This window comes from Pseudomonas sp. PB120 (assembly GCF_009761815.1).
GTDB lineage: Bacteria > Pseudomonadota > Gammaproteobacteria > Pseudomonadales > Pseudomonadaceae > Aquipseudomonas.
This window is the reverse complement of record NZ_RWIN01000142.1, coordinates 1-18,613: the sequence shown is the minus strand read 5'-3', so window position 1 is coordinate 18,613 and position 18,613 is coordinate 1. Positions and strand designations below refer to the sequence as shown.

Annotated in this window: 16 protein-coding genes; 6 read left to right on the top strand and 10 right to left on the bottom strand. The window is 60.6% G+C overall.

What is annotated here, in order from left to right:
- Positions 1–119 precede the first annotated feature (119 nt).
- Positions 120–329 (bottom strand): cold shock domain-containing protein, encoded by a 210-nt coding sequence (locus EJA72_RS25890; RefSeq protein WP_157714729.1) that lies wholly within the window; start codon positions 327–329, stop codon positions 120–122.
- A gap of 236 nt (positions 330–565) precedes the next feature.
- On the opposite strand from EJA72_RS25890, the gene plsB reads away from it, so the two are divergent.
- From plsB to EJA72_RS25870, 4 genes are all read left to right on the top strand, one after another.
- Positions 566–3,058: a glycerol-3-phosphate 1-O-acyltransferase PlsB gene (plsB, locus tag EJA72_RS25885; RefSeq protein WP_157714728.1), complete on the top strand. Its 2,493-nt coding sequence runs from the start codon at positions 566–568 to the stop codon at positions 3,056–3,058.
- A 157-nt stretch (positions 3,059–3,215) separates the two neighbouring features.
- Entirely contained in the window at positions 3,216–3,581 is a 366-nt protein-coding gene (locus EJA72_RS25880; protein WP_157714727.1) for a YbaY family lipoprotein, read from the top strand.
- 73 nt (positions 3,582–3,654) lie between these two features.
- Positions 3,655–4,053 carry a YbaY family lipoprotein gene (locus EJA72_RS25875; RefSeq protein ID WP_157714726.1) on the top strand — a complete coding sequence of 133 codons (399 nt, stop codon included), beginning with the start codon at positions 3,655–3,657 and terminating at the stop codon, positions 4,051–4,053.
- Between the two features lie 28 nt (positions 4,054–4,081).
- Positions 4,082–4,771 carry a DUF4197 domain-containing protein gene (locus EJA72_RS25870; protein WP_157714725.1) on the top strand — a complete coding sequence of 230 codons (690 nt, stop codon included), beginning with the start codon at positions 4,082–4,084 and terminating at the stop codon, positions 4,769–4,771.
- 166 nt (positions 4,772–4,937) lie between these two features.
- Here the strand turns inward: EJA72_RS25870 and EJA72_RS25865 are convergent, their stop codons facing one another.
- Both EJA72_RS25865 and EJA72_RS25860 read right to left on the bottom strand, forming a co-directional pair.
- Positions 4,938–8,009 carry an efflux RND transporter permease subunit gene (locus EJA72_RS25865; protein WP_157714724.1) on the bottom strand — a complete coding sequence of 1,024 codons (3,072 nt, stop codon included), beginning with the start codon at positions 8,007–8,009 and terminating at the stop codon, positions 4,938–4,940.
- A 6-nt stretch (positions 8,010–8,015) separates the two neighbouring features.
- Positions 8,016–9,116 (bottom strand): efflux RND transporter periplasmic adaptor subunit, encoded by a 1,101-nt coding sequence (locus tag EJA72_RS25860; RefSeq protein ID WP_157714723.1) that lies wholly within the window; start codon positions 9,114–9,116, stop codon positions 8,016–8,018.
- A 93-nt stretch (positions 9,117–9,209) separates the two neighbouring features.
- Here EJA72_RS25860 and EJA72_RS25855 point away from each other — a divergent pair, with 93 nt between their 5' ends.
- Positions 9,210–9,854 (top strand): TetR/AcrR family transcriptional regulator, encoded by a 645-nt coding sequence (locus EJA72_RS25855; protein ID WP_157714722.1) that lies wholly within the window; start codon positions 9,210–9,212, stop codon positions 9,852–9,854.
- Between the two features lie 107 nt (positions 9,855–9,961).
- On the opposite strand, the gene EJA72_RS25850 is transcribed toward EJA72_RS25855, so the two are convergent.
- Positions 9,962–10,744: a class I SAM-dependent methyltransferase gene (locus tag EJA72_RS25850; RefSeq protein ID WP_157714721.1), complete on the bottom strand. Its 783-nt coding sequence runs from the start codon at positions 10,742–10,744 to the stop codon at positions 9,962–9,964.
- 94 nt (positions 10,745–10,838) lie between these two features.
- On the opposite strand from EJA72_RS25850, the gene EJA72_RS25845 reads away from it, so the two are divergent.
- Positions 10,839–11,459 (top strand): energy transducer TonB, encoded by a 621-nt coding sequence (locus tag EJA72_RS25845; protein WP_157714720.1) that lies wholly within the window; start codon positions 10,839–10,841, stop codon positions 11,457–11,459.
- Between the two features lie 18 nt (positions 11,460–11,477).
- Here EJA72_RS25845 and EJA72_RS25840 read toward each other — a convergent pair whose 3' ends face one another.
- From EJA72_RS25840 to ppc, 6 genes are all read right to left on the bottom strand, one after another.
- On the bottom strand, positions 11,478–12,299 hold the full coding sequence (locus EJA72_RS25840) for an oxaloacetate decarboxylase (protein ID WP_157714719.1): 822 nt from the start codon (positions 12,297–12,299) through the stop codon (positions 11,478–11,480).
- A gap of 34 nt (positions 12,300–12,333) precedes the next feature.
- Positions 12,334–13,194, bottom strand: coding sequence for a DUF72 domain-containing protein (locus EJA72_RS25835; protein ID WP_157714718.1), 861 nt, complete (start codon positions 13,192–13,194; stop codon positions 12,334–12,336).
- Positions 13,194–13,499 carry a hypothetical protein gene (locus EJA72_RS25830; protein WP_157714717.1) on the bottom strand — a complete coding sequence of 102 codons (306 nt, stop codon included), beginning with the start codon at positions 13,497–13,499 and terminating at the stop codon, positions 13,194–13,196. The genes EJA72_RS25835 and EJA72_RS25830 overlap by 1 nt, the downstream gene beginning before the upstream one ends.
- Before the next feature lie 282 nt (positions 13,500–13,781).
- Positions 13,782–14,456: a tRNA (adenosine(37)-N6)-threonylcarbamoyltransferase complex dimerization subunit type 1 TsaB gene (gene tsaB / locus EJA72_RS25825; RefSeq protein WP_157714716.1), complete on the bottom strand. Its 675-nt coding sequence runs from the start codon at positions 14,454–14,456 to the stop codon at positions 13,782–13,784.
- An 86-nt stretch (positions 14,457–14,542) separates the two neighbouring features.
- Positions 14,543–15,190, bottom strand: coding sequence for an adenylate kinase (gene adk, locus EJA72_RS25820; RefSeq protein ID WP_157714715.1), 648 nt, complete (start codon positions 15,188–15,190; stop codon positions 14,543–14,545).
- A 288-nt stretch (positions 15,191–15,478) separates the two neighbouring features.
- Entirely contained in the window at positions 15,479–18,109 is a 2,631-nt protein-coding gene (gene ppc, locus EJA72_RS25815; RefSeq protein WP_157714714.1) for a phosphoenolpyruvate carboxylase, read from the bottom strand.
- Between the last annotated feature and the right edge of the window lie 504 nt (positions 18,110–18,613).

Sequence of the window (18,613 nt, the reverse complement as noted above, 5' to 3'; positions counted from 1 at the left end):
AGCTTGCTCGCGAGGGTCGTCAACGATAACGCGCCAATTCTGGAAAGGCGCGGCGTCCTTGAGTTCTTCGCGAGCAAGCTCGCTCCTACAGTGGGTTTTGGGTGTTCTGAAGGGGGGGATTACAGACCTACAACGTCTTCAGCCTGCAAACCCTTCTCGCCACTCACCACACCGTATTCAACCTGCTGCCCCTCAGCCAGCGACCGGTGACCTTCACCGCGTATCGCGCGGTAGTGCACGAACACATCCACCCCGTCCGCGCGCTGAATGAAGCCGTAGCCCTTGGCGTCGTTGAACCACTTCACATTGCCGGTTTCGCGTGTTGCCATCTGTTCATACTCCTTTTTTATTATGGGTCGGGCTCTTCGCAGGAAAGCCTCGGGAACATTGCTTGCACTGATTAAGTGCCACTGTCTGGCCAGTGCGGGCTCGCCGAGTATATGACAGGCGTGAAAACTCTCAACTCAACTTTACTTAGGCGCTTTTTTGCCGATTTTCAGCGAATACGGCACACTATCGGCCACCCGAGCATCTGCTCGGTTTTATCCACTCATGCAGAAGCCGTATGACCCGCTCCCCGTTCCGCCGTCTTGTGTTTGGCACCTTGCGCCGACTGCTCTACCTCTGGGTTCGCTCGGAGACGATCAATCAGTCGTCGTTCACCCTCAACCTCGACCGCAGTCGTCCGGTGTTCTACGTCCTGCAAAACCCTTCGCTGACCGACCTCGCCGTGGTCGACACCGAATGCAGCAAAGCCGGCCTGCCACGCCCGGTGTTGCCGGTGTCGGTTGGCAATCTGCTGGAACCCGCCGCGTTCTTCTACCTGACGCCAGAGCCCGACTGGCTCGGCCGCCAGGACAAACGCGGCGCACCGCCGACGCTGACCCGACTGGTCAGCGCCCTGAGCCAGAACGCCGCCGAAGACGCGCAGATCATTCCGGTGAGCGTGTTCTGGGGCCAGTCGCCGGACAGCGAATCGAGCCCCTGGAAGCTGCTGTTCGCCGACAGCTGGGCTGTCACCGGGCGCCTGCGACGCTTGCTGAGCATCATCGTGCTGGGCCGCAAGACCCGCGTGCAGTTTTCCGCACCGATCCACCTGCGCGAACTGATTGACCACAACAAGGGCCACGAACGCACCGTGCGCATGGCCCAGCGCATCCTGCGGGTGCACTTCCGCAACCTGAAAGCAGCCGTGATCGGCCCGGACATTTCCCACCGCCGCAACCTGGTCAAAGGCCTGCTCAACCAGCCGCTGGTCAAGCAAGCGATTCTCGACGAAGCCGAGCGCGAAAAAATCGCCCCGGAAAAAGCCAAGGCCCAGGCCTTGCGTTATGGCAACGAGATCGCCTCGGACTACACCTACACCGCGATCCGCTTTATGGAAGTGGTGCTGAGCTGGTTCTGGAACAAGATCTACGACGGCATCAAGGTCAACAATATTGAAGGCGTGCAGAAGGTGGCCCCGGGTTACGAAGTGATCTACGTGCCGTGCCACCGTAGCCATATCGATTACTTGCTGCTGTCCTACTTGCTGTTCCGCAATGGCCTGACTCCGCCGCACATCGCCGCCGGGATCAACCTCAACATGCCGGGCATCGGCGGCCTGCTGCGGCGCGGCGGCGCGTTTTTCATGCGCCGCACGTTCAAGGGCAATCCGCTCTACACCTCGGTGTTCAACGAATACCTGCACACCCTGTTCACCAAGGGTTTCCCGGTCGAGTACTTCGTCGAGGGCGGCCGCTCGCGCACCGGGCGCATGCTGCAACCGAAAACCGGGATGCTGGCGATTACCCTGCGCAGCTTCCTGCGTTCGTCGCGCACGCCCATCGTGTTCATTCCGGTGTACATCGGTTACGAACGCGTGCTGGAAGGCCGAACCTACCTCGGCGAGTTGCGTGGCGCGAGCAAGAAGAAAGAATCGATCTTCGACATTTTCAAAGTCATTGGCGCGCTCAAGCAGCGATTCGGCCAGGTTGCGGTGAATTTCGGCGAGCCGATCAAACTGGCGGAGTTCCTCGACAGCGAGCAACCGGACTGGCGTCAGCAGGAACTCGGTCCGCAGTTCAAACCAGCCTGGCTCAACGAAACCACCAACCGCCTCGGCGAGAAAGTCGCGCAGCATCTGAACGAAGCCGCGGCGATCAACCCGGTCAACCTGGTGGCGTTGGCGCTGCTGTCCACCAGCCGGCTTGCACTGGACGACCGCGCCATGGCGCGGGTGCTCGACTTGTATCTGGCGCTGCTGCGCAAGGTCCCGTATTCGCCGCACACCACGCTCCCGGAAGGTGATGGCCGGGCGCTGATCGAGCATGTGAAAGACATGGATTTGCTCTCCGAGCAGAGCGATGCGCTGGGCAAGATTTTGTACCTGGACGAGCAAAACGCTGTCCTCATGACCTACTACCGCAACAACGTCCTGCACATCTTCGCCTTGCCATCATTGCTCGCGAGCTTCTTCCAGAGTGCGTCGCGCATGAACCGCGACCAGATCCTGCGCTACACCCGCGCGCTGTATCCGTACCTGCAATCAGAACTGTTCATTCGCTGGTCACTGGACGAACTGGACGCGGTGATCGATCAATGGCTCGAAGCGTTCGTCGAGCAAGGTCTGCTGCGTTTCGAGAATGACCAGTACTTGCGCCCGGCGCCGAGCTCCCGGCATTTCGTATTGCTGACCCTGCTGTCGAAAAGCATCGCCCAGACCTTGCAGCGCTTCTACATGACCGTGTCGTTGTTGCTCAACAGCGGCCAGAACAGCATCAGCGCCGAAGAGCTGGAAGACCTCTGCACCGTAATGGCCCAGCGCCTTTCGATCCTGCATGGCCTAAACGCGCCGGAGTTTTTCGACAAGAGCCTGTTCCGGCATTTCATTCAGACGATGCTGGACCTGGAAGTGCTCAAGCGCGATGAAGCCGGCAAGCTGAGCTATCACGAATTGCTGGGTGAGTTGGCGGAAGGCGCGGCGAAGCGGGTGTTGCCGGCGGAGATTCGCCTGTCGATCCGCCAGGTGGCGTTGCATCGCAGTGAGGATGCGGCGGAGTTGGTCACGCCTGTTTGATCCCGAGGCACTTGGTTTCAGAAGCAAGGAAGCTTCTGGTTCAGCCTGGCACTAAATCATCCCCGAATATGGGAATTGGCCTACATCGGTTGCCGTAGCTTTGGCGATAGGCTGACGGCTCGTCATATCCGACGATTCATTTGATAAGGAAATCAATATGACCAGCGAATACGAAAAGAGCATCAGCGGCACCGTGCATTACCTGATCAGAATTGAGCTACCCACAAACTCGACACTTCACGTCAGTCTGTTGGATGTCACTTCATCAAACGCCCCCGCCAAAGAACTCGCTCAGCAAGTCATTCTTCACGCAGAAACAACAGGGTTGGACTTTACCTTGCCCTACAAGGTTGCCGATGTTTTGCCTGGCCACCGCTATGTCATCCGGGCACGGATCGAAACCGTCGAACAAGTGATTTTCGCCACCACCAGAGATCACGCAGTGGAATTGGGTGTCGACCACCTCCGCCCTGAAGACGTTATTGTGCGTAATGTTCGTACAAAACCGGACTCTGGCTTCTAATACCACGGCTGAAAAAAACCTTTAGATTGTCGTTGGCGCTACCCTTGTGGCGTCAACGACAGGGATTTACCTCATGAAAAAACTGACACTTCTTGGGCTGACCGCCCTACTCGCCGCCTGCCAATCACTACCACCCGCCGCCAAAACCAGCCTCGATGGCGAAGTCTTCTACCTGCAACGCATCGCCCTGCCGCCGACCGCCACCCTGAGCGTCAGCCTGCAAGACGTTTCCCTGGCCGACGCGCCCGCCATTGTGATCGACGAACAGAAGGGCCCGGTGAAAGGCCAGGTGCCGCTGCCGTTCCATCTGAGTTACGATCCGGCGCAGGTCAAACCCGGCCACCGCTACTCCGTCAGCGCACGCATTGAAGTCAACGGCAAATTGATGTTCATCACCACCGAACATCACGCTGTGCAACTCGATGGCAGCGACCCTCAGCCATTGAAGATCCGCGTCGACGCTGTCCGCTAATTTCCTCTTCTAGAACAAGGAAGCCGCCATGTTCCGCCCTACCCTTCGCTTCGCCGGCCTGTGCGCAGGCTTGATGATTTCTGCCAGTGCCCTGGCGCTGTCACTCAGCGACTTGTCTCAAAATGACGCCACCGGCGGCCTCAAGGATGCCCTGACTCAAGGCGCGCAACTGGCCGTGAAACAGCTCGGCACACCGGGCGGCTTCAGCAACAACCCGGACGTAAAAATCGAGCTGCCGGGTAAACTGGGCAAAGTCGCCAGCAAGATGAAACAGTTCGGCATGGGCGATCAGGTTGATCAGCTGGAAACCAGCATGAACAAAGCCGCCGAAACCGCCGTGGTCCAGGCCCAGCCGATCCTCGTGGACGCCGTGAAGAAGATGACGGTGGACGATGCCAAGGGCATTCTGAGCGGCGGTAACGACTCGGCCACGCAGTACCTGAACAAGACCAGCCGTGAACAGATCCGCGCCAAGTTCCTGCCAATCGTCAAGCAAGCCACCGACCAGGTTGGCCTGGCGAAGCAATACAACTCGTTCGCCGGTCAAGCCGCGACCATGGGCGTGGTCGATGCCAAAAGCGCAAACATCGAAAGCTACGTGACCGAGCAAGCGCTGAACGGCTTGTTCGAGATGATTGGCAAACAGGAAGAAACCATCCGCAAGAACCCGGCGGCTGCGGCGACCAGTTTGGCGAAGAAGGTGTTTGGTACGCTTTAAGTATTAACGCCGATCCTGTGTTTTTTCACCTCTTACTAAATGTCAGAAGTTACTGAAATACTTGTAGGAGCGAGCTTGCTCGCGATAAACCTGAGATCCCCGCAGGGTGTCAGACTTAACGCGTTACCGTTCACGAACATCGCGAGCAAGCTCGCTCCTACAGGGGTCAGGCAGGTTCTTTTTTGATGCGGAACCACGCCGCATACAACGCCGGCAAGAACAGCAACGTCAACGCCGTCGCCACGATCAATCCGCCCATGATCGCAACCGCCATCGGCCCGAAGAACACGCTGCGCGACAGCGGGATCATGGCCAGTACGGCGGCGAGTGCGGTCAGCACGATGGGTCGGAAGCGGCGCACCGTGGCCTCGATAATCGCTTGCCAGGGTTTGAGCCCGGCGGCGATGTCCTGCTCGATCTGATCCACCAGAATCACCGAGTTGCGCATGATCATCCCGGACAGCGCGATGGTGCCGAGCATGGCCACGAAACCGAACGGCTGACGGAACACCATCAGGAACAACGTCACCCCGATCAACCCCAGCGGCGCGGTCAGAAACACCATTACAGTGCGTGAGAAACTGCGCAGTTGCAGCATCAGCAACGTCAGCACCACCACGATAAACAGCGGCACGCCCGCCTTCACCGAGTTCTGCCCGCGAGCCGAATCTTCCACGGTGCCGCCGACTTCCAGCAAGTAACCGTCGGGCAATTCTGCGCGAACCGAATCGAGCGTCGGCATGATTTGCTGCACCAGCGTCGCCGGTTGTTCCTTGCCATAGATGTCGGCGCGGATGGTTACGTTCGGCAGACGGTTGCGGTGCCAGATGATGCCTTCTTCAAAGCCGTATTCCAGGGTCGCGATCTGCGACAGCGCCACGCTGCGTCCGTTGTCGGTCGGCACGGCCAGGCTTGGCAGCAACGACAGTTCAGTGCGCTCATGCAAGGTGCCGCGCAGCAGGATCTCGATCAACTCGTTGTCTTCGCGGTACTGGCTGACGCTGGAGCCGGTCAGGGAGCTTTGCAAGAACTTCGACAGGTTCGCCGTAGTCACGCCCAACGCGCGGGCGCGGTCCTGATCGATGTTGAGGTACACGACCTTGCTTGGCTCTTCCCAGTCCAGATGCACGTTCACCACGTGAGGGTTCTCGCGAACCTTGGCCGCGACTTTACGGGCCAGGGCGCGGACTTCTTCGATGTGCTCACCGGTGACCCGGAACTGCACCGGATAGCCCACGGGCGGGCCGTTTTCAAGACGCGTCACCCGAGAACGCAGGGCCGGAAACTGTTCGTTGAGGGTTTCGATCAGCCAGGTGCGCAGGGTTTCACGCTCCTCGATGGTCTTGGCCAGGACGACAAACTGGGCGAAGCTCGCGGCAGGCAGTTGCTGATCCAGCGGCAGGTAAAAGCGCGGTGAACCGGTGCCGACGTAGGCCACGTAGTTATCGATGCCGGCGTGATCCTTCAACAAGGCTTCAAGGCGTTTGACTTCATCGGCGGTGTTGCTCAGCGACGCGCCCTCGGCCAGTTTCAGGTCGACCATCAATTCGAGTCGACCCGACGCCGGAAAGAATTGCTGCGGCACAAAGCGGAACAGCACCACCGAGCCGATAAACATCAGCACCGTCAGGGCAATCACCGTTTTACGCCGCCGCACACACCACTCCACCGCACGCCTCACGCGCTGATAAAACGGTGTGCCGTAAGGGTCGGGTTGACCGTGGCCGTTGCCATGTTTGGCGGCATGAATTTTCGCCAGGTCCGGCAGGAGTTTTTCCCCGAGGTAAGGCACAAACACCACCGCCGCCACCCATGACGCCAGCAGCGCGATGGTCACCACCTGGAAGATCGAACGGGTGTATTCGCCGGTGCCCGATTGCGCCGTGGCAATCGGCAGGAACCCGGCGGCGGTGATCAACGTGCCCGTGAGCATCGGGAACGCGGTGCTGGTCCAGGCGTAGCTCGCGGCTTTGATCCGGTCAAAGCCCTGCTCCATTTTGATCGCCATCATTTCCACGGCGATGATCGCGTCGTCCACCAGCAAGCCCAGCGCCAGCACCAGCGCGCCGAGGGAAATCTTGTGCAGGCCGATCCCCAGGTAATACATGCTGGCGAAGGTCATCGCCAACACCAGCGGAATCGTCAGCGCCACCACCATGCCGGTGCGCACGCCGAGGGAGAAAAAACTCACCAGCAACACAATCGCCAGCGCTTCCACCAACACCTGAACGAACTCTCCGACACCGGTTTTCACGGCGGCGGGTTGATCGGACACCTTGCGCAGTTGCATGCCCGCCGGGAGGTTTTTCTGGATGCGGTCGAACTCGACTTCCAGTGCCTTGCCCAGCACCAGAATGTCACCGCCATCTTTCATGGCCACGGCCAGGCCGATGGCGTCTTCGGCCATGAAGCGCATGCGGGGCGCCGGAGGGTCGTTGAAACCACGACGCACATCCGCGACATCGGAGATACGGAACGTACGATCACCGACCCGGATAGGGAAGTTCTTGATCTCATCGACTGTCTGAAAATTCCCCGAAACCCGTAGCTGCAATCGCTCGCTGGTGGTTTCAAAGAACCCGGCCGTGGACACCGCGTTCTGCTCTTCAAGCGCCTGTTGCACCGCCGCCAACGGCAAGCCGAGGGTGGCGAGTTTGACGTTGGAGAGTTCGATCCAGATCTTCTCGTCCTGCAACCCGAGCAGGTCGACCTTGCCCACATCCTTGACCCGTTGCAGCTGGATCTGGATGCGGTCGGCGTAGTCCTTGAGCACCGCGTAGTCAAAACCGTCGCCGGTCAACGCGTAGATATTGCCGAACGTGGTGCCGAATTCATCGTTGAAGAACGGCCCCTGAATGCCCGGCGGCAGAGTTTGGCGGATGTCGCTGATCTTCTTGCGAACCTGGTACCACAGCTCGGGAATCTCCGCCGAGTGCATGGAGTCACGGGCCACGAAAGTGACCTGCGATTCACCCGGACGCGAGAACGACACGATGCGTTCGTACTCACCGGTCTCCATCAGCTTCTTTTCGATGCGTTCGGTGACCTGACGCGAAACCTCCTGTGCGGTGGCGCCGGGCCAGTTGGTGCGGATGACCATGGCTTTGAAGGTAAACGGCGGGTCTTCGCTCTGGCCAAGCTTGGTGTAGGAAAGTGCGCCGACGATGGCCAGCAACAGCATCAGGAACAGTACGATCTGGCGATTACGCAACGCCCATTCGGAAAGGTTGAAGCGCATCGGGGCCTACTCCTTGTCCGCCAGATTGACCACGCGGTTGGAGCGGTCCACCGGACGCACCTGCTGCCCGTCATGGAGCACATGGACCCCGGCCGCCACGACCCAATCACTGGCGTTCAGGCCTTCATACACCGGTACGGTTTTCTCGCCGAAGGGGCCCACCCGGACCGGGGCTTTTTTCAACGTGTTGTTAGCGCCCAGCACCCACACGTAAGTGGCACCGTTTTCGGCGGTGACGGCTGACAACGGCACCGACAGCGCCACGGTTTCTGCGGTCTGGATGAACACCCGGGCGCTCTGGCCCAGTTCAGCCGGGACTTTGCCGGCGGTGAACGCGATACGGGCGGCGAAGGTGCGGGATTTTGGATCGGCTGCCGGTGACAGTTCACGGATGTGTCCGTTGAAGCGCTGATCGGGCTGGCTCCAGAGCTCGACCGATACGGGCTGGCCGACCTTGAACCGGCCAAAGCTTTGCTCCGGCAGGCTGATCAGCACTTCACGCTCGCCGTCGGTTGCGAGGGTAAACACGGTTTGACCGGCGGCAACCACCTGCCCGACTTCAACCGCGCGTTTAGCCACGACACCGTCCTGGGGCGCACGCAACACGGCGTAGCTGGCCTGATTGTTCGATACGTTGAATTCAGCTTTGATTTGTTTGAGGCGCGCTTCACCGGATCGGTAAAGGTTTTCAGAATTGTCGTACTGCGAACGGCTGACCATCTGACGGTCCATCAGCGTTTTGTAACGATCACGCTCGGCACGCACCAGGTTCAGATTGGCCTCGGCGGCCGCCACCTGGGCGCGAGTGGCCTCCAGTTGCAGGCGCACGTCTTGCGGATCGAGTTCCGCCAGAGGCTGGTCGGCTTTGACGCGCTGCCCTTCTTCGACCAGTCGTCGGCTGACTTTGCCCCCGATGCGGAAGGCCAGGTCGGGCTCGTATCGGGCCCGCACTTCACCGGGATAGCTTTCCATCGCCTGGGCCGAAGGCTCTGGCTGCACGACCATGGCCGGGCGAACCGTGACTTGAGGCGCCTCTTCGTGACCGCACGCAGACAATAAAAACGCCAGACTGACTGGCAATGCGAGGGGCAAGGCATAGCGGAACATGGTGAAGGACCTTTCGCTAATGGTGCTTGGAATAATTATACTGACCAGTATGTTATTAATAGCAAACTCACCAGTCCAGTATTAAAGCGAAGAATGCCGAACAATCTTTCAACACCCAACGGTCCAGGCCGCCCCAAGGACCTGGCCAAGCGCCAGGCCATCCTCGAAGCGGCGAAAACCCTGTTTCTGAGCAATGGCTATGCGAGCACCAGCATGGACGCCGTGGCGACCGAGGCCGGGGTGTCGAAGCTCACGGTCTACAGCCATTTCAACGACAAGGAAACGCTGTTCTCCGCCGCCGTCGTCGCCAAGTGTGAAGAGCAATTGCCTACGCTGTTTTTCGAATTGCCCGACGGCATTGCGGTAGAAACGGTGCTGCTGAACATCGCGCGTGGGTTTCATCACCTGATCAACAGCGACGAATCGGTGAACCTGCATCGCCTGATGATGACGCTGGGCAGCCAGGACCCGAAACTCTCGCAGATCTTCTTCGAGGCGGGTCCGCAGCGCATGCTGCACGGCATGGAGCGATTACTGGCCAAGGTGGATCAGAGCGGCGCGCTGAGCATCGATAAACCGCACAACGCGGCAGAGCATTTTTTCTGCCTGCTCAAGGGCGCGGGGAATTTCCGGCTGCTCTATGGGTGCGGCGAGCCGCTGACCGGGGAGGCGGCCGAGGAACATGTGCGGGAAGTGGTGGGGTTGTTTATGCGGGCTTATCGGCCAGAGACAGCCTGATGGATCTTGGTTGATTGGTCTGGCCCCTTCGCGAGCAGGCTCGCTCCCACAGGGGAATGCATTTCAAATGTGGGAGTGAGCCTGCTCGCGATGGCCGCGCCTCGGTATCAGGGCTTGAGCGCCTTCTTCGGATAAATGTCATACCGACTGGATTTCCCGTCCAGCGCATGACTTGGCTTGGGCCCCGCAATGCACGGCGCCTTGCGCGGTCGCTTGACCACCACCCGATGGCTGGCCAGCGCCAGTGCCGCTTCAAGCAATGCCGGTGCATCCGGATCGTCGCCTACCAACGGCCGGAACAAGCGCATTTCCTTCTTCACCAACGCCGTTTTCTCACGGTGCGGGAACATAGGGTCCAGGTAGATGACCTGCGGCGGCTCGCCTTCCCAATTGCGCATCACCTCGATTGAGTTGCCCTTGAGCAATCGCATGCGCGCCACGATCGGCGCCACGTCGAAATCTTCCGCGCCACGGGCCAGGCCATCCTCCAGCAACGCACCGATCAAGGGTTGACGCTCGATCAGGCTCATCTGGCAGCCCAGGCTTGCCAGCACGAACGCATCCTTGCCCAGCCCTGCCGTGGCATCCAGAACCCGAGGACGCACGCCCTGCGCGATGCCAACAGCCTTGGCGATCATCTGCCCGGTGCCACCACCGAACAAACGGCGATGCGCCGCACCACCTTCGACGAAATCCACCCGCACCGGCCCCGGTGCATCCGGCCCGAGTTGTTGCAACTGCAAGCCCTGCTCGCCCACCTGCAAGGCAAACTCGCCATCCGCCACTTGCAGCGGCAAACCCAGGCGTTCGGCCCATTGCTCGGCTTGTGGCTGAAACGCCGGGGCCGAGGCCTCGACATGGATGCGGCAGGCCGCAGGTTGCTCAATCATGGGAAAAGACGCTCAAAAAAATTAATGATCGGCAAAAACGGCCGATAACAAAACTATCGAGCATTTTGCCAGACCTCAGCGTCGACCGAGAGAAATGTCAGACATTCAGCCCACAATCACAGGTTTTATCTCGCCCTACGGCGACTACAACCTGCGAAATACCCAGGCACTGAGCGGCGTCAGTCACATCTGGCAGGACTTCTTTGCCCGTGCGCTGGCCGAGCAGTCGGGCGATGTGGTGCCGGCTTCGCTCAACTTTCCACCGGTCGATCTCGACAGCCCGGTGGAGCCGACGGTGGGCAGCGACCTGCTGGCGCACATCGTTTCCCAGCGTGAATGTGATGTGAAGGACACCGAGGTTCGCCCTCCCGAGCCCTTGTTCCTGCCGATTGCCGAGTTCGAAATGGACCTGGCCGACAAACCTTTCCCGCCGTTCCCGGCTGAGGAAATCGTCGCTCAGCAGCAACATCAGGACTTCGACAGCGGCTGGGTTCGCCCTATCGTGTTGAACGCTGGCCAACCGGGGCCAGAAGCTGGCCCGGCGCCACAACCGCGCCCCTTGCACCTGCCAATCGCCGAGTTCGAACTGCATCTGCTGGACAAGCCATTCCCGCCGTTCTCGCCCGAAGAACTGGTTGAACAACAGAAGCAACTCGATTTCGATAACGGCTGGGCACGCCCGATCGTTCTGCAAAACCTGCGCATCGCCGCATAACTCTCAGCAACCGAATCGTCAGCCCTTGAACAGTTGATTGGCCTGCTGATACGGCATCAACCTCGACGTGAACCCGAACGTACCTGACGTGCGAATCTCTTCGGCTGCGCGATAAAACTCGCCATAGGCCGCCAACGCGAGCGCCGAACCGACGCTGACACGCTTGACGCCCATCTCGCTCAGTTGCTCGACCGTCAATTTGAGCCCGCCGGACATCAACACGTTGACCGGTTTGGGCGCCACCGCGCGCACCACCGCCAATACCTCTTCAGCACTGCGCAGGCCCGGCGCATACAACACGTCGGCCCCCGCTGCGGCAAAGGCTTGCAAGCGGCGAAGGGTATCGGCTAGGTCGGGATTGCCATGCAGATAGTTCTCGGCCCGGGCCGTCAGCATGAACGGGAACGGCAAACTCCGGGCGGCGGCAACGGCGGCTTCGATGCGCGCCACAGCGTGTTCGAAGCAATAGATCGGCGCGCCCTCGCGCCCCGTGGCGTCTTCGATCGAACCACCCACGGCACCGGCAGCGGCGGCTCGCAGGATGCTTTGGGCGCATTCGGCGGGATCGTCGGCAAACCCGTTTTCCAGGTCGACCGCAACCGGCAGATCGCTGGCCGCGACAATCGCCCGGACGTTCGCCAGGGTATCGTCCAGCGTCATGGCGCCATCGGGTCGGGCGTTGGAAAAAGCGTAACCGGCACTGGTGGTCGCCAGCGCTTCGAAACCCAGGCTGGCGAGCATCTTCGCCGAGCCGGCGTCCCATGGGTTGGGAATGACAAAGGCGCCGTCACGTTCATGCAGTGCTTTGAACGCCTCGGCTCGAAGTGTTTGCGCATCCATTGGCAGGCTCCTGTAAACGGACGAGGAAACCGCCTCAGAGCAGGCCAAGTTGCTCGATGGCGGGCTCTCTGTATAGCTCAGGCAGCGGTGGCAAGCCAGGCAAACGCAGCATCAGTTTTGCGTGAAAACGTTGCGCCAGCCGGGCGGCCTGCAGGTTGTCGGCGGTGTGCAGGAAGATATAAGGCGTGCGGCCCTCCTCGATCCACAGGGCGATTTTTTCAACCCAGGGTTCCAGGAACGGGTCGTTGGCCTCGAGTTGCGGATGACCGATGAAGCGCACTTGTGGGAACTGAGTGAACGCTGCCGGACGAGGCGGCACCCTCGGCTTCTTTGATTGCGCGTGGAGCACCGAAGGATCGGTTGAGGTGCAACTGAACAGCGCACGGGGATCGAGGCAGATGCGCTCGACGCCGCGATCCCGCAGCAGGCGATTGAGCTGACGCTCGGCATCGCCCTTGGCGAAGAAATCGTCGTGCCGCACTTCGATGGCCAGCGGCCTCTCCACCGCGTCGATAAATCCCGCGAGTTCGTGCAACCGTTGCGGCGTAAAGCTTTTTGACAGTTGCAGCCAGAGCGGCGAAACGCGTCCGCCCAGCGGGCTGAGTAATTGCAGGAACGTCTCGGCAGCGGTCAGCTGTTCGCGCAGGTCGCCGCCGTGGCTGATGTCGCCGGGGAACTTGGCGGTGAAGCGAAAGTGCTCGGGCATGGTTTCAGCCCAGCGCTGCACAGTGCTGGCAGCCGGGCTCGCGTAGAAGGTGGTGTTGCCTTCTACGGCGTTGAACACTTGGCAATAGAGATTCAGAAATTCGGCGGGTTTGGCGTCTTGCGGATACAGGTAGTCGCGCCAGGCGTTTTCACTCCAGGACGGGCAGCCGAGGTAGTAAGGCAGCCACATCAGATGTACAGGTCGAGGCCCACGACATCAGCGTCCCAATCGACAAAACCTGCGGTGCTCAGGTAGCTGGCGAGTGCCATGGCGACGCTCTTGCTCATGGCGCGGTGGTAAAGCATGTCTTGTTGACGCGCCGGCAGATTCGCCAGACGTTGCGCGGAAGCCTTGGCAGCGCGGGCCGCCAGTTGCTCTTCGGAGGGAATTTCCAGCTCGCCGTCGATATCGACGAAGTCGTCATCCGCCACAGGGCCTTTGCGAGGCTTGCGCTTGATGGGGTAGGACTGAGAGGAAACGCCGTCTATACGCATGAGTACATGTCCGGTATCAATGATGGCAGTTTAGTGGCGCATAGCCCACTTCGCAAACCGCTTGGTGATAACTAGAACACAGAATTGGGAAAAGGTTTAAAAGCGGGGGGTATAAAGCGACGATTGGCTGTGTGCGGACTACTGGATCTGGATGTATCTCTAATTGTGGCGAGGGAGCTTGTCGGAACGCCGCACCGTCCCGCTCGGCTGCGCAGCAGTCGCATTGGGGGCCGCTTCGCGGCCCAGCGGGAGCAAGCTCCCTCGCCACAAAAGCAATGGGTATCAACGGGCTTTAGGTGTCGCCACTTTATCGCGCAGGTAAACCGGCTGGGCCTGATCAGCCACAATCGCCTCGCCGCGCTCCCAGGCAAAACGCGCAAGCGTCAGCAAGTCTTCAGCGTGAGGCAACATGCCCGCATCTTGCCCAACCAGGTCGACAGCAATGCGTTCGGCATAACCCCAACCGGTGCCCGCACCGAACCAGTCGCCACTGGCATCGGCCGGCAATGCCGCGACTTCCGGTGGCAACACGGCTTCATTGCCGACCAGGCGCATCTCCCCCGCCGTTTCGCGGTAGCAACCCCAATACACTTCGTCCATCCGCGCATCGATGGCGGCAGCCACCTGGCTTACGCCCTGCTCACGATAGGCACGTTGCGCCAGCACTGCCAGGTTCGATACCGGCAGCACCGGCCGATCCAGCGCAAAGGCCAACCCTTGCACCACACCGATGGCGATGCGCACACCGGTGAAAGCGCCCGGCCCACGACCGAACGCAATGGCGTCGACCGCTTGCAGGGTGGTGCCGGCATCAGCGAGTAATTGCTGGATCATCGGCAGCAGCTTTTGCGCATGCAGGCGCGGAATCACCTCGTAATGGCTCGTGACCTTGCCGTCATGCAGCAAGGCAACGGAGCAAGCTTCAGTCGCGGTGTCCAGGGCCAGCAAGGTGCTCATCGATGTATCCGTAAGAGAGTTCAGGAAAAGTGCGCCAGTATAAACAACTACGGCCCGCAAGCGGGCCGTAGAAGATGAAGCCGTTATCAGCTCAGCGCTTCAAGCACTTTGCCGGTAATTGCTTCAACCGAGCCAACGCCAGCGATGTGGCTGTACTTCGGCTTGCCCTGATCCGCGGCCAGGTTCTGGTAGAAAGCTACCAGTGGCTTGGTCTGGGAGTGGTAGACCGACAGGCGATGACGCACGGTTTCTTCGGTGTCGTCCTTGCGCTGCACCAGGTCTTCGCCGGTGATGTCATCCTTGCCGGCAATTTTCGGCGGGTTGTAGACGGTGTGGTACACGCGGCCGCTGGCCTCGTGAACGCGGCGACCGGCAATACGCTGAACGATTTCCTCGTCATCGACGGCGATTTCGACCACGTTGTCCAGCTCGACGCCGGCGGTTACCAACGCTTCAGCCTGAGGAATCGTGCGCGGGAAACCATCGAACAGGAAACCGTTGGCGCAGTCGGACTGGGCAATGCGGTCCTTGACCAAGGCGATGATCAAGTCATCGGAGACCAGGCCGCCAGCATCCATGATGCCCTTTGCCTTGATGCCCAGCTCGGTGCCGGCCTTGACCGCTGCGCGCAGCATGTCGCCCGTGGAGATTTGCGGAATGCCGAATTTCTCGGTGATGAACTTAGCCTGAGTACCTTTACCGGCCCCGGGAGCTCCCAGCAGAATGACGCGCATCGATGTGCTCCTCAATTTTTTATATAGATAACGTCAGATTCGCCTCGTGGGGCCAATCTCAAAAATAGGGTCGTGGCCGCCCAAACGGCCAAAGGCTGATCAAGATACACAGCAGATCCTACGCACACAAGCCGCCGAAAGTCGGAGAAACCAGCGCCTTGCGTGACCTTGCGAGGGGGTACCCCAAGTCGCAACCCCATCATTAACTGTCGCCTGACCGCACTTTTCAGCCCCTCGCCCCGAGGCACTCGACGCGCGCGCCGGGTGCCTGCCCCCACGACAAAAACCTTAGCCGGTATTACGCAAACCGGCGGCAATCCCCGCCACAGACACCAGCAGCGCCTGTTCTACCGGGCTGCCCTGTGCCACTTCCTGTTGCCGCGAACGGGCCAACAGTTCGGCCTGCAATAGATGCAGCGGGTCGAGGTAGGTGTTGCGCAATCGGATGAATTCGAGGGTGTCAGGGCTATGTGCCAGTAGCTGCGACTGCCCGGTCAGCCCCAGGACCACCGAACATGCCTGCGACAATAGGTCGCGTAAATGCGCGCCCAAAGGTAGCAATTCTGACTCGACCAGGCGCTCATCGTAGGATTGGGCGATATCCGCATCGGCCTTGGCCAACACCATTTCCAGCATGTCGATGCGGGTACGGAAGAACGGCCACTGCTCGCGCATCTGCCCCAGCAACTCACCTTCGCCGCGCTCCAGCGCCTTGCTCAATGCTGCTTCCCAGCCGAGCCAGGCCGGTAACATCAGACGGGTCTGGGTCCAGCCGAAGATCCACGGGATGGCCCGCAAACTTTCGATCCCGCCGGCGCGGCGTTTGGCCGGACGGCTACCCAGTGGCAGACGTCCCAACTCCTGCTCCGGCGTGGACTGGCGGAAATACTCGACGAATTGTGGGTTTTCCCGCACCACGGCGCGGTAAGCGCTGACACCGTCAGCTGCCAATTCGTCCATCAGGTGACGCCACGCCGGCTCCGGTGGTGGCGGTGGCAGCAAGGTCGCTTCCAGCACCGCCGCCAGATACAGATTGAGGTTTTGTTCGGCGATGTCTGGCAGGCCGAATTTGAATCGAATCATTTCCCCCTGCTCGGTGGTGCGGAAGCGCCCCGCCACCGACCCCGGCGGCTGCGACAGAATCGCCGCGTGCGCCGGGCCACCACCGCGGCCCACGGTGCCGCCGCGACCGTGGAACAACAGCAGCTCCACTTGTTGCTCGCGGCAAATATCCACCAAACGCTCCTGCGCCCGATACTGCGCCCAGGCCGCCGCCGTGGTACCGGCATCCTTGGCCGAATCGGAGTAACCGATCATCACTTCCTGCGGCCCTTGCAGTCGCGCGCGATACCCCGGCAACAGCAACAGTTTTTCAATCACCGGGCCGGCGTTATCGAGGTCGGCGAGGGTTTCGAACAACGGCACCACGCGCATCGGCCGCAGCACGCCAGACTCTTTGAGCAGCAATTGCACGGCGAGCACATCGGAAGCCGCACCGGCCATGGAGATCACATACGAACCAAGCGAAGCCCCCGGCGCTGCCGCGATTTCCCGGCAGGTTGCCAGCACTTCGGCGGTATCGGCGGAGGGTTTGAAATACGCTGGCAGCAGCGGGCGACGGTTGTTCAGTTCTTGCATCAGGAAGGCGATGCGCTCTTCCTCACTCCAGTCCTCGTAACGACCGACGCCGAGGTAATCGGTGATTTCTGTCATGGCGGCGGTATGGCGCGACGAGTCCTGACGCACATCGAGGCGCACCAGGAACAACCCGAACGTCACCGCCCGACGCAGGCAATCGAGCAACGGGCCGTCAGCGATCACGCCCATGCCGCACTCGTGCAGCGACTGGTAGCAGAGCTCCAGCGGATCCAGCAGGTCGCGGTTGTTTTGCAGCACATCAGCCGGCGCCGGCGTCGGTGTGGTCAAGGCGGCATGCGCCCAGTTACGTGTTGCACGCAGGCGTTCACGCAGCTGTTTAAGCACGGCGCGATACGGTTCGGCGCTGTCCCCGGCCTTGGCTTTGAGCGCGTCGCTGGCCTGCTGCATCGACAACTCGGCAGCGAGGTGATCGACATCGCGCACGAACAGATCGGCAGCCATCCAGCGCGCCAGCAGCAAGACTTCGCGGGTGACGGCAGCCGTCACGTTGGGGTTGCCATCCCGGTCGCCGCCCATCCACGAGGCAAAACGAATCGGCGCGGCCTCAAGCGCAAGGTGCAGGCCGGTGGCGTCATGCAGGGCTTTGTCGGCTTTTCGCAAATAGTTGGGGATCGCCTGCCACAGCGAATGCTCGATCACCGCGAAACCCCACTTGGCTTCGTCGACCGGGGTCGGGCGAGTCCGGCGGATTTCTTCGGTGTGCCACGCTTCGGCGATCAGACGCTGCAACTTTGCGTGGATTTGCTCGCGCTCAGCTGTGGTCAGGTCGCGATGGTCCTGGGCGGCGAGTTGCGCGGCGATGGCGTCGTATTTCTGGATCAGTGTGCGGCGAGCGACTTCGGTCGGGTGAGCCGTCAACACCAGTTCGATTTCCAGACGGCCCAGTTGCCGGGCCAGGGATTCGGCGCTGTGGCCTTCGGCGAGCAGGCGTGCGAGCAGTTCAGGCAGGACCCGGGATTCGAACGGCGCTGGCTGGGATTCTTCACGACGGTGAATCAGCTGGTATTGCTCGGCGATATTGGCCAGGTTGAGAAACTGGTTGAAGGCACGGGCTACCGGCAGCAATTCGCCTTCGCTCAACTGGTTGAGGCTGGCGCTCAGTTCGGCGTCCATCGAACCGCGACGGTCGGCCTTGGCGCCCTTGCGGATCTGTTCGATCTTGTCGAGGAAGGCGTCTCCGTATTGTTCACGAATGGTGTTGCCCAACAGTTCACCCAACAGGTGAACGTCCTCGCGCAAGCGTGCATCAATATCGGTCATCAGCAGGTCTCCAGCGAAAAATCCGGGTTTGCTTTGTGGGTAGAGAGTGCCGCTGTAGAGGGCTTCTTACAAGCGGGGGGGTATGGGGAATTGTGTTTGGGTATGCATATCCGTTTCTTCGGTAGCGGCGACTATTGGTTCCGCTTTTACAGCGGGTCACTTTGAAAAGCACAAAGTAACCAAACGCTCTTGCCCCACCACTTGGTGCCTCGCTAAGGCTCGGCATGCCCTCACTCCGGCATTGCTCCGTGGGTCGCCGCCATCGGCCATCCATGGCCGGGGGCGGCTAAACCGGCGTCCTGCCGGTTTCCCCACGGAGCAACGCCTGCGTTCGGCCATCGTGGTTTAACGGGGCGCCTCGATCAAAAACAAAGCGAGGCGGCCTTCGGGCCGACCTGATTCTTCTGATGCGCGCACTTCCCCCTGTGGGAGCCAGCCTGCTGGCGATGGACGTCAACGATGACGCGCCCTGTCTGGAGGGTCGCGTTGTCTGGAAGTCCATCG